Annotated in this window: 10 protein-coding genes; all 10 read right to left on the bottom strand. The window is 47.1% G+C overall.

Features of this window, described 5'->3' with window-relative positions; all coding sequences use genetic code 11:
• Window positions 1-44: 44 nt before the first annotated feature.
• On the bottom strand, window positions 45-242 hold the full coding sequence (locus ACTD55_RS01340; RefSeq protein WP_438862499.1) for a CPXCG motif-containing cysteine-rich protein: 198 nt from the start codon (window positions 240-242) through the stop codon (window positions 45-47).
• 570 nt (window positions 243-812) lie between these two features.
• Window positions 813-2,165 carry a pectate lyase family protein gene (locus tag ACTD55_RS01335; protein WP_438862498.1) on the bottom strand — a complete coding sequence of 451 codons (1,353 nt, stop codon included), beginning with the start codon at window positions 2,163-2,165 and terminating at the stop codon, window positions 813-815.
• Window positions 2,162-3,097 (bottom strand): sugar kinase, encoded by a 936-nt coding sequence (locus ACTD55_RS01330; protein ID WP_438862497.1) that lies wholly within the window; start codon window positions 3,095-3,097, stop codon window positions 2,162-2,164. Before ACTD55_RS01330 ends, ACTD55_RS01335 begins: the two co-directional genes overlap by 4 nt.
• A gap of 22 nt (window positions 3,098-3,119) precedes the next feature.
• Entirely contained in the window at window positions 3,120-4,583 is a 1,464-nt protein-coding gene (locus tag ACTD55_RS01325; protein ID WP_438862496.1) for a mannitol dehydrogenase family protein, read from the bottom strand.
• 11 nt (window positions 4,584-4,594) lie between these two features.
• On the bottom strand, window positions 4,595-6,022 hold the full coding sequence (gene uxaC / locus ACTD55_RS01320; RefSeq protein ID WP_438862495.1) for a glucuronate isomerase: 1,428 nt from the start codon (window positions 6,020-6,022) through the stop codon (window positions 4,595-4,597).
• 23 nt (window positions 6,023-6,045) lie between these two features.
• Window positions 6,046-7,539 carry a UxaA family hydrolase gene (locus ACTD55_RS01315; RefSeq protein WP_438862494.1) on the bottom strand — a complete coding sequence of 498 codons (1,494 nt, stop codon included), beginning with the start codon at window positions 7,537-7,539 and terminating at the stop codon, window positions 6,046-6,048.
• Window positions 7,536-8,987: a glycosyl hydrolase family 28 protein gene (locus ACTD55_RS01310; RefSeq protein ID WP_438862493.1), complete on the bottom strand. Its 1,452-nt coding sequence runs from the start codon at window positions 8,985-8,987 to the stop codon at window positions 7,536-7,538. Before ACTD55_RS01310 ends, ACTD55_RS01315 begins: the two co-directional genes overlap by 4 nt.
• Window positions 8,988-9,158: 171 nt before the next feature.
• Window positions 9,159-10,349: a glycoside hydrolase family 88/105 protein gene (locus tag ACTD55_RS01305; protein WP_438862492.1), complete on the bottom strand. Its 1,191-nt coding sequence runs from the start codon at window positions 10,347-10,349 to the stop codon at window positions 9,159-9,161.
• A gap of 43 nt (window positions 10,350-10,392) precedes the next feature.
• A complete protein-coding gene (locus ACTD55_RS01300) occupies window positions 10,393-11,427 on the bottom strand; it encodes a LacI family DNA-binding transcriptional regulator (RefSeq protein WP_438862491.1) in 1,035 nt (344 codons plus the stop codon).
• 65 nt (window positions 11,428-11,492) lie between these two features.
• Window positions 11,493-12,275 carry an IclR family transcriptional regulator gene (locus tag ACTD55_RS01295; protein WP_438862490.1) on the bottom strand — a complete coding sequence of 261 codons (783 nt, stop codon included), beginning with the start codon at window positions 12,273-12,275 and terminating at the stop codon, window positions 11,493-11,495.
• Between the last annotated feature and the right edge of the window lie 3 nt (window positions 12,276-12,278).

The raw sequence follows: 12,278 nt of genomic DNA, 5'->3' as shown, positions 1-12,278 counted from the left end.
AGTCGTTAGCGCTGGGATTCATTGTTGACGTTCGTGGAAAAACATTAAAAAGTCTCATCTTCTGAGCGCACCGAAATTGAAGGATAGTCATCCATCGAAGAACCTATAGTAAAAATAATCGGCCGACAACATACCTGACAATCTTCAATATATTCCTGATTCTCATCCAGCACTTCGACAGTGACACTAATTTGTTCACCGCAATAAGGACAGGAAATCATGGTTTCGATTAAGTCGTTCATTATCTCCCTCTGTGTAAAGTGTGGCTTTGAGTGTTGCTAAAAGCTAAAACAACGAGAACGGGCTTTCCCTGCAAATAATCCCAAATACATGAAAATAACAGACTTCGAATTATACCTGAATATTTACTCATGATTGGATCAATGAAAATAATGATATTCAATGCCCGTTTATGGATACCCGCGTTCGACAAGTTCTGTGCCACCTAAACTTATCGAAGAGCCAGCGTGAACAGTGTGGATCAATTTGGGTTTTACATTGCGACTCTCACTTTTTGTCGCTAAATCATCATGCTCTCGAATGGCCAAACAGGGATGTTTTGCAAAGGCGCTTGCTTTGAAGGGACTCTACTTCGCGCCGGTTTGAGAATGTGTCTGCTGGTTTAGCAGCGAAAAAAGTGAGTGGAGTGAAAGGATTTTTGGGTAATTTTGTCCTTGAAAAGTGCCTCGCTCGCAGGGATGCGAGTGACAAATGTCAGGCAGGACAACTGGCGAAGCCAGTCATGGTTTCACCAGCGCGACACCCAAACTCAATTTTTATGACTCAGTTAATTTGCGCAGCCAATAAAAGCCTTAAAACTCACCTAACTTATCTATCCATTGCTGGGTGCCAGCGCTATCATTTAAATACTCAGCTGGAATAGTACCGGCGCCTGTTGCTACAAATTCCTGTGCGTAGGCATCCCAGCTTTTAATCACCTGTAGTTCGGAATCGATAATCCCGTTACCAATGGTCGCGTTACCGGCAGCAATTTCGGCTAACACACGACGATCGACTGAATCCTGAAACGGGCCAGAACGATTACGATTGGCCCCCACTTCACGTTTAACAATCAATTGTTGATAACTGTCCAACGCGGCTTCTCGCAGATAATCCTGCGGAAATTGCGCGTCGTTAAAGGCTTCTACCACCAAAAATTTTTGCTTGATATTATCAACTAGGGTTTTAGCTAAATGCTTTTCATCCTTAATTTCTAACCCGAGTAGATTATTTGTCGACAGTTGATCATGACCAAACATCACATTTCCGGTGATATAGGCCTGTCCTGCAAGTTTTTTATTATCCACATCCCATAATTGGAAAAAGCGTAATGGCCCGTCTGCCGGCCCCGGTTTAAACAGGTTGTTGACCATATTAAAACGACCATTTTCACTGCCATAGGCGCTGTTTTTCGACCAGTTATAAATCACGTTATTGCGAATATCAGTCAGTACATCTTTTTGCTGATAAGGCGCATTTAAGCGATATCCGTTGATACGCGGATTACGGCTGGTGTGATGCGCCAATACATTATGAATAAAACTGGCGCGCTGCCCACCCCAGATCCCGCCATAGCCGTGACTGCCTTTGGCATGACCGGCATTATTCAGACTTTCACTGACAATACTATATTGCAGGGTAAAATTGGTATTGTTGTAAAAAGACGCCACTTCATCATTGGCCCAGCTCATTGAACAGTGATCAATAATAATGTCGTGATGACGTTTACCGGTAATGGCATCACCCTGTTCATGCTCGGCACCAGGACGAAAACGCAAATAGCGAATAATCACTTGGCTGGCATCAATCTGGGTTTCGGAACCGGTCAGCACAATACCCGCTGGCGATGTCTGTCCGGCAATAGTGATAAAATCCTGTTTAATTTCCAACGGTTTAACCAGATGAATGACGCCCGATACACTAAACACCACAATACGCGGTCCTTTAGCTTTAACCGCATAGCGCAAGGTACCCGGGAGAGCTTTATCGGAATCTTGCAGTGAATCCACCACAATGATCCGACCACCACGGCCACCTTGAGTGTATTGACCAAATCCTTCAGCCCCCGGAAACGCTAATTGTTTAGCGGCCGAAACCGATTGGCAAGCCATTAACAATAAGCCCGTCAAAAAGGTCGAAATTAAGCGCTGAAGGATTGATTTCATAATGAGTTCACTTCCAAAAAAGGTTTCATAGTTTGCGCCGCGACAATCGCACCTTTATGACCAATCACATAGGCCGCAATCCGGGCAGCGAAACTGGCAGCATTCTGTGCGCTGTGCCCGGCAAAACGAGCGGCCAGATAACCGCCATTAAAAGCATCACCAGCCGATGTGGTATCGACTACCTTTGCCACTTGTTGGACGGGAACAATGCTGTGCTGACCATCCTCAAATATCTGCACGCCCTGTGCACCGTTTTTTATCACAATTTCATCCACACCCAACGCCTGAACATGGCTGTGTACGTCAGTCACATTATCATGCCCGTATAGTACCCGATGGTCATCACAACCGGGAAAGGCAAGATCGGCTAACGCATAAGCTTTATCCGTCCAGAGCCGCGCCTGTTCTACTGAGGCCCATAATTGCGGTCGGTAATTGGGATCAAAAATAATCTGACAACCGTTCTGGCGTAACTGGCTAATAATATCCAGCAACGCCTGTTTGTCCTGATCCGATAAAATGGCCAGTGAAATACCGGATAAAAACAGGCTGTCATAATCGGCCAGCAGCGCCGCTCCACCCTTGGCTAACAAAGATTGCACCGCCTGACGAGCGGCAGAATCACTTCGCCAATAGGCAAAACTGCGCTCCCCCTGATCATCGGTGTTGATCATGTACAAGCCGAGGGTTTTATCTTCACGACGAAACGTCAAACGGGTATCAATGTGTTCTTGTTGCATTGCATCAACCAGCTGATCGCTTAGTGCATCGTTGCCGATAGCCGACCAATAACAAACGGCTTGTTCAGGGTAACAACGCTTTAAATACACAGCGGTATTGTAAGAATCGCCAGCAAAGGTTTGTTGATATTGTTGCGCTGCCACTAATGACAGCTCCACCATACATTCACCAATAATCACTGTTTTGTGCATGTTTTTTCTCATCCGAAATCGCTTAAATCCGGTCTAAAACCGACTCAATATTGGTCGGATTGAGTGAAGCCAAGGTTAAGTAGGCCTTGGTGACGGCTTCACTAAACTGGGATTGATTAACCAGCTCTGCAGGGAACACCGCACTTATTGCCAACAGTTTGGTGACATCGCTGGCATCGTGACCACTACAGTCGGCTGCGGTGGTTAGCAACAGATCCGCTAACGGATCGGTAATCGATAACGACTGATGGGCGGCATTCACCAAAAAATGTAGCCACGCCGCTACCCCAGTGGATAACAATCGAATACTGTTACCTTTAGTCAGATTGTCTTTAATGGTGCCGAGTAACCGGAACGGTAATTTTTGCGAGCCATCCCAGGCAATTTGTGCCAACAGGTGGCGAATATGCGGGTTGGCATAGCGTTTTAATATAGCCTGAATGTATTCTGCCACATCCATTTCAATTGGCGCATTAAATGACGGTTTTACTTCATCCAGCAGCATGCTACTAATCAGTTTGTGCAATGCCGGATGACTAATGGCTTCACTAACGGTTTCAAATCCACAGCGTAACCCGGTATAAGCCAACGTGGAGTGACTACCGTTAAGTAATCTGAGTTTGGCTTTTTCGTAACCACTCACATCATGGGTGAATGTCACCCCCACTTTTTCCCAATGGGGGCGCGGACCACTGAAGTTATCTTCAATGACCCACTGACTGAACGCTTCACGCTGGATTGGCCAGTTATCGTTAACCTGAATGGCCGCAGCTACACGGTCTTTCAAGGCATCATCGGTGGCGGGAGTAATGCTGTCCACCATCGTATTCGGGAAACAGATATTGGCCTCAATCCAGTCGGCCAGTTTGTCATTCAGTTCACGGGCAAAAGCCACTACCGCTTTACCCAACTTGCTACCATTGTCGGCCAAATTGTCACAACTGATAATGGTTAATGCTTTGTGATTTTGCTCAAAACGTACTTGTAATGCCGCCGCCAATAAACCAATGGCACTGTTGGGCTGTTCAGGGTTAGCTAAATCATGCACCACGTCGGTATGAGTGCGATCCAGCAAACCGTCCCCGTTCAGACAATAGCCTTTTTCGGTCACCGTCAGGCTAACAATATGCGTAGTGGCGGCGGTTAAACGTTGCATCACTTGCTCGCGTTGATCCCCCAATACCAGCACTTCTTTAATGGCACCGACTAGCTGATAGGCAGGTTGTTCATCCAGAATCGCCAGCGTGTAGAGGTTATCCTGTTCGGCTAAATTATCCCGCACGCCTTTACTGCGCATGGAGACACCGCATATTCCCCAATCACCACCATAAGCCAGTGCATTATCGGTAAATACCGCCTGATGAGCGCGATGGAACGCGCCCGGGCCAAGATGGACGATACCTATGCCTAATTGATTACGATCGTAATTACTATGGATCACCGATTCAGGTAACTGATTGCTATTGCTGTTATTAAGTTGCTGCATAATGATGCTTATTAATCCAGTTTGTAGGCTTTTTTAGCCAGTCGATAAGTCAGGTCGTGCGCCAGCTCCATACCTTCGTCTTCATTAATACGATGCTGAGAGATCAATTCGGCCAGAAAACGGCAATCAATTCGACGGGCCACATCATGGCGAGCCGGTATGGACAAAAACGCCCGGGTATCATCATTAAAACCAACGGTATTGTAGAAACCGGCTGTTTCGGTCACCTGATGGCGGAAACGCAACATGCCTTCCGGTGAATCGTGGAACCACCAGGCCGGGCCTAATTTAAGGCTAGGATAATGGCCGGCTAAAGGCGCCAGTTCACGGGCATAGGTGGTTTCATCCAGAGTGAATAAAATCACGTTCAACTGCGGATTATTACCGTATTTATCCAGCATCGGTTTTAGTGCCTGCACGTATTCAGTCTGCACCGGCAGGTCTGCTCCTTTATCGCGACCAAATTGTGTGAACACTTGTGGATTATGGTTCCGGTATGCACCGGGATGAATTTGCATCACCATGCCGTCTTCCACACTCATTCCCGCCAATTCGGTGAGCATTTGGGCGCGGAATAATTCCTGCTGCTGTTCATCGGCTTTTCCGGCTATACACAGGGCAAACAGCTTCTCACTTTCGGTTGTGGATAAATTGGCGGTACGCGCGGTCGGGTGACCATGATCGGTGGCAGTGGCGCCCATGCTGCGGAAATATTCACGACGCAAACGCAACGCTTGCAAATAACCACTCCAGCTTTGCGTATCCTGTCCGGTTAATTCGGCCAGTTGTTTAATGTTATCAGCAAAATCTTCACGGGAGGCATCCACCACATCATCAGGGCGGAAACTGGTGATCACTCGCTTGGCCCAAGGTGAACCCTGAATCGCCTGGTGATGGGGCAAGGTATCCAATGCGCCTTCAGTGGTAGCAATTAATTCAATATTAAATCTGTCCATCAACGCACGAGGACGAAATGCCGCCGTGCTCAATTGCTCGGTAATGTGATCATAATAGTGATCCGCACTTTGTTCATTCAACTGTACTTTTAAGCCAAATACATCATGAAACACCGTGTCCAGCCACATACGCGACGGCGTACCACGGAATAAATAATAGTGTTTGGCAAAAGTACGCCAGATTTTGCGCGGGTCCTGCTCAACCGCTCCCCCATCCCAGCGGGGAATACCCAGTGATTCCAGTGAAATCCCCTGACTGTATAACATGCGGAATACATAGTGATCCGGACGGATCAATAACTCGGTGGCATTACCAAAGCTTTCATCATAGGCAAACCAGCGCGGGTCGGTATGCCCATGAGGGCTGATAATCGGCAGATCTTTGATCTGGCTATATAAGCGGCGCGCAATATCCCGTACGGTCGGATCGGCAGGAAACAGTCGATCCGGATTAAGTGATAAGGCCGTTGTTGAATTCACCATTTAAAGGCTCCTGTAAATAGTCATTAAAGAGTCACGCCGCGTTTCCAGATCGCAATCTCTCTGTTTTGATTTTGTTCATTTTGAGTACGCTTGCCGGAAGCAATCTCCAGCAGTTGTGCAAAGAATTGTTCGGCACAATCGTCCATACTGGTGCCTTCGAGCACCTGACCGGCATTAAAATCGATCCAGTGCGGTTTGCGGGCAGCTAAATCGGAATTGGATGATATTTTCACGGTCGGTACCGGAAAGCCCAATGGCGTGCCCCTTCCGGTGGTAAATAACACCATATGAGCGCCGCTAGCGGCTAAAGCAGTAGAGGAAACCGCATCATTCCCCGGGGCTTGCAATAAAACCAACCCTTTACTGCTGACCGGTTGTCCGTAATCCAGTACCTGATTAACAATGGCCTGCCCTCCTTTTTGAATGGCACCCAGTGATTTTTCTTCCAGTGTGGTTAACCCACCAGCTTTATTACCCGGTGACGGATTTTCATAAATGGGCTGGTTATGGGCGATAAAGTACTGTTTAAAGTCGCCGACCAGATCGACGATTTGTTTGAAGGTATCTGCATCTTTGGCACGGTTCATCAAAATCTGTTCGGCACCGAACATTTCCGGTGTTTCAGTTAACAATGCGGTGCCACCAACTTGGGTGACCTTGTCCGACATTCTTCCCACCAGCGGATTGGCAGTAATACCGCTAAAGGCGTCCGAGCCTCCACATTTCATACCCAACACTAAATCCGAGGCCGGGCATTCGCTGCGCTTATCTTGCGCCAGCAGCGGCAACATTTGCTGAATGGCTTCAACGCCGGTTTCGACTTCGTCCCCCACCTGCTGTGAGTTATAGAATTTAACCCGATTTGTATCATAGTCACCAGCGGCATCCAGCAACGCGGCCATCTGATTATTTTCACAGCCAAGGCCCACCACCAACACCGCACCGGCATTGGGATGGGTTAACAGCGAGGCCAGAATGGCACGAGTATCTTTTAAATCGTCGCCTAGCTGTGAGCAGCCATAGGGATGGGTAAAAGCCACAAAGGCATCGGCCTGACCAAAAAAGCGCTGATTACAAATTTCAGCAATACGCTGGGCGGTTCGATTAACACAACCCACGGTATTAATAATCCACACTTCATTGCGAATACCCACTTTGCCATTGGCTCGTTTATAGCCCATAAAAGTCGGTACCTTATCAGGCTGTATGGCTCCCGTATTAACTGGCTGATACTGATACTGGGTACCATCAGATAAATTGGTTTTCAGGTTATGACTGTGGATATGCTGGCCGGCTTTGATAGGGCAAGTACTACCACCAATTTCAAAACCATATTTAATAATTAACTGCTGCGGCGCTATATCATTGAGCGCCACTTTATGTCCGGCCGGAATATCATCCAGCAGGATCAAATCAAATTCATCGTATCGCTGACCTGCGGTTAAATCGCGCGTGGCCACTGCAACGTTGTCGTTAGGGTGAATCTTTAACAGGGATTTCATTTGATTGTCACTCATATACTGACAATATCCTTGGCAAGTAACGGCATATCGGCAATAAATACCTGCTCCAGTTCCAATTGCTTGACATGTTCTACCACACTGGGCTTTTCGACCTGCTGGAATTGGCAGTTTTGTAAAGTTAAATGGTGAATCGGTGCCCGTTCGAACCCACGGATCACCATCGCATGTTTGGCATTTTGTACATTGAGTCCGGCAATATGAATATCCCGTACCACCGGATCAAACTGCCCGGCATCACCTTCTTCATAGTAAAAATTAATCACAATGGCATCGCGTACCTGACCAACATCAACATTGCGTACATTGATATTTTCAATCAAACCGCCCCGCACCGAATTGGTTTTAATCCGGATGGCCCGTTCCAGCTCAGGACTGCTCATCTGGCAATTCTGCATAAAGATATTACGCGCACCACCGGATATTTCACTGCCAATAACCAAGCCGCCATGACCATCTTTCATCTGGCAATTATTCACCAGCACATTTTCTATCGGTTTATTGACCCGACGACCATCGGCATTACGACCTGATTTAAGCGCAATACAATCATCTCCGGTGTCAAACAGGCAGTCTTCGATCAACACCCGGCTGCAAGACTCAGGATCACAACCATCATTGTTGGGACCATGGCTGCGGCAAGTTACCCCACGCACGGTCACATCTTCACTGAGTACCGGATTGATTAACCAGAATGGCGAATTAATAATAGTTACGCCCTCAATCAATACTTTGTGACATCGATAAGGTTGCAATAATGGCGGCCTTAAATAAGCACCTTCAGCATACATACGTTGCTCGGGCGGCACGCCTTTCTCGACGTCTTGTTGTAACTTATCACGGGCTGGCTGTTGGGTCAGTTCGACCGGATCTTGACGCCAATGGGCTTCTTTATGTGCCCCTTTCCACGGCCACCAGGTGTTGTCATCGGCCTGTCCATCCAGTATCCCTTCACCGGTCACCGCAATATTGTGTTGCTCATAGGCATAAATTAGCGGTGAATAGCCCATCATTTCCATTCCTTCCCAACGGGTAAATACCGCCGGGAGATACCGCGCAGGCTCAGTGCTAAACGCAATTATCGCGTCTTTTTGCAGGTGCAGATTAACGTTGGATTTAAGATGAATAGGGCCGGTCAAATAACGCCCTGCCGGTACCACCACACGTCCACCACCGGCTTGATGACAAGCTGCAATCGCAGCTTCAAATGCTGCCGTATTGTCGTATTGCGGCTCGGCCTTGCCACCGAAATCGGTCAATACAAAGTCACGATCAGCAAAACTGGTTTGCTGAACAGAATTCCGAATACTTTCTGCCATCGTCCAGCGACTGTCGGCAGTTTCAGCCGACATCTGTCCCGACGGGGAATTTTTGCTACAACCCGGCAACCCTGCCGCGACTGCAGTTGCCAAAAGCGTTTTCAGAAATAATCGGCGTTGCATCATTCGCGCAAGCTCCTGTAATGATTTATTGCAAAAGTCACAAGCAATTAATGTCCAGATATTGTTGAAACATTATTTTCACCCATTTGCCACCGGTGGCATTTTACGTAGAAACAGCAATTCCGTCAATGAATAGCCCCGACTTGTCACTTTTTATTAACATTTAAAACATATTTAACGGTTCAACTCCAGACTGGCCAAAATAAAAGGCCCGGTGGCTTTAGGATCATTATCGCGCTTCATTTCATTGACATAATATTCATAGCTGCCTGAGCGATAAGGATCGCCGCCCAATCCGGCAACGGCACAAACCTGGGTGATATTGACCAGTCCATCATCAACTTTAATCAGCTTGTCCAACAAACCTTGATAGCCTTTCTCGGCAACTTGTATATATTGTTGATCCAGATAGCCATGATTAACGCCTTTAGCCAAGGCATACACCAACATACTCGTGCCGGATGCTTCCAGATAGTTGCCTTTTCGATCTCCCTGATCGGTAACCTGATACCACAAGCCTGACTTATCCTGCACCTTAGTCACCGCTGCGGCCAGATTTTGCAAGCTTTCAATCAGGAACTCCCGATCTTTGTGGCCCTTGGGGAAATAATCCAGTACGTCCACCAGTGCCATCGCATACCAGCCTAACGACCGTGACCAGAAATTAGGCGATGTACCGGTTGTTGGATCAGCCCACTTCTGCTGACGACTCTCGTCCCAACCGTGATACAACAATCCTGTTTTGGAGTCTTTTGCATGCTGTTCAATTAATCGAAATTGCAAGGCCACATCATCAAAAGTAGCGCTTCCTTCGGCAAACCACTGGGCATATTCAGCATAAAAAGGTGCGCCCATATACAGTCCATCCAACCACATCTGGAACGGATAACGTTTTTTATGCCAGAATCCGCCCTGGCTGGTGCGAGGCATCCCTGCAAGCTGTTCACGCAGCAAGTGCATGGCTTTTTGATAGCGGGGATCCCCGGTTTGTTCGGACAAGAAAAACAGAATTTTACCGGCATTAATCATGTCGATATTGTAATCCGACATCTTGTAGCCACGAATATCACCTTTTTCATCAATCAGTTCATCGGCATAATCTTTAATATAAGCGAGCAAGTCAGGATCGGGGTGGCGCGCATAAACTTTGCTAATTGCCAGCAACACCAGCCCCTGAGTGTAATTCCATTTTGGTTTTGTATGCCCTTCTATTGTCCAGGCTTGAGGATGACGTTTCACTTCAGACCATGCCATACGTTCTGCCCAACTTTGCTTGTCACTCTGTACCGCAAAGGTTTGATGGCTCATTATCAGGGTCAACAATAAAGCCGAACAACAGGCTTTAATCAAAGTTATTGTTTTCATTTATGGATCCTTTCCTTCATTTGCTATTACAACCCAAACGACATTACGACATTTCCGAATGAGGTGCCGTTGATTCACGTATTATTAAATGGGGTTTAACCAGAAAGTCGCTATCGACGCTTTGTATTGCTTTCTTTTCAATTGATTGAATAATCTTTTGTGCCGCCAGTGATGCCATCGCTCCCACTGGACGCTGGATGGTAGTTAACGATGGAATAATGCGCGATGCCAGCAAGTTATCATCAAAACCGGCTACCGATAGTTCGCCAGGCACTCGAATACCGAGACTATGAGCCACTTTTAGCACTCCGGCGGCCATTTCATCGTTATTGGCAAAAATAGCGGTGGGTCGTTGTAACTGAGTTAATATTTTACGGGCACAATCAATGCCACTCTGATAACTGTTATTACCTTCATAAACCTGTGATTCTGGTAGGCTTAATTGCAGTTCCTGCAAGGTGTTACGAAAACCTTCAAGCCGTTCAATGGAAGAATAATAATTTAATGGACCGGTAATGAAGGCAATATCTTGATGCCCCAGTGACACCAGATAGCGTGCCATTTCACTCATGGCAGCGCGCTCGTCAGACACCACTATATTCATATGGTCATCCAGATCCACGGAGGCCATACGTACATAACAATGGGATCCCTCACGCAGGGCAGCGGCCAAGTCTTTGGATTCGGATACCGGTGGCAACACAATGACACCATCGATATTGGAACGACGGATAAAGCCCAGACAATCTTCGACCACTGATGGACTGCGATACTGACAGGGATGAACAACTAACTCATAGCCACGACGGGAACACACACCCAGCACACCGCGTTGCACCTGATCGATATACAAAGCGTCCGGGTTATCGTAAATCAATCCCAATAAATAAGAGCGACTGGACGCCAGCCCGCGAGCCTGCTTATCCGGTGAATAGTCCAGCCTATCGATGACCTGTTGGATCTGCAATTGGGTTTTCTTACCGACATTGGTAGAGCCGTTGATCACTCGAGATACCGTACGCTTGGATACGCCCGCTTCTCTGGCAACATCATTGATAGTTGGTTTTTTATCGCTCATTTTAATTATTCTCGATGGCTATTGTCGCTTCAGACCTTAATCCGGCACTAAGCCGCTAGCAAGGTTCATCCGGTTTTATCCTGTATCACGGAATCTAGCTGATAAACATCCTTGTAAATTGCACAGGCCGCTTCTTTAACCTGCGAGGCAATCATAGGGATTTGAGCTTCAGTGAAAGAGGCCGCTGGGGCAGTAATCCCGATAGCGGCCACCACAACACCACGTTTATCCCTGACCGGCACAGCCAAACAACGCACGTCTTGGTGATATTCGCGGTTATCCATGGCATAACCAATTGCCATTACCCGTTGTAATTCTTTACGTAAATCATCCAGATTAGTAATAGTATTCGCTGTGCGCTTCTCCATTTCCTTATTTTCAAACATCAGTTCCAGATTGTCGTAATACAAAAAGGCCAGGAATATTTTTCCGGTTGAGGAGCAATGCATCAGGGCACGTACACCGGGGCGACTTGCAACTCTTAACGGATGCGGACTATCAAAAACTTCGACAATCAAGGCACTTCCATGATGAGGAACCGCTAAATGAGCAGTATGGCCGGTGGTTAACGCCAATCTTTGCACATGGGGAATCGCTACCTGATGCAAACGATCAGAATTGATCACCTGTAATCCCACATTCATCAGATCAGCGCCACAGAAGTATTTTTTATTACGCTTTTCCAACATCTGTTCCGCACACAACGTACGTAGCAAGCGAAATACTGTGGTACGCGGCAAGCCCAGCGCTGACTCTATTTGTTGTGACGTCATTCCCGAATCATGTGTCGCTAAAATCCTAAGCAATTTGCATGCATGCACTACACCGGGGATCAGGTAACGTTCCATAAT

This window comes from Neptunicella sp. (assembly GCF_048268085.1).
Taxonomy (GTDB): Bacteria; Pseudomonadota; Gammaproteobacteria; order Enterobacterales; family Alteromonadaceae; genus Neptunicella.
Note: the sequence above shows the minus strand (reverse complement) of the source record. Positions and strands in the feature narration are given on the sequence as shown.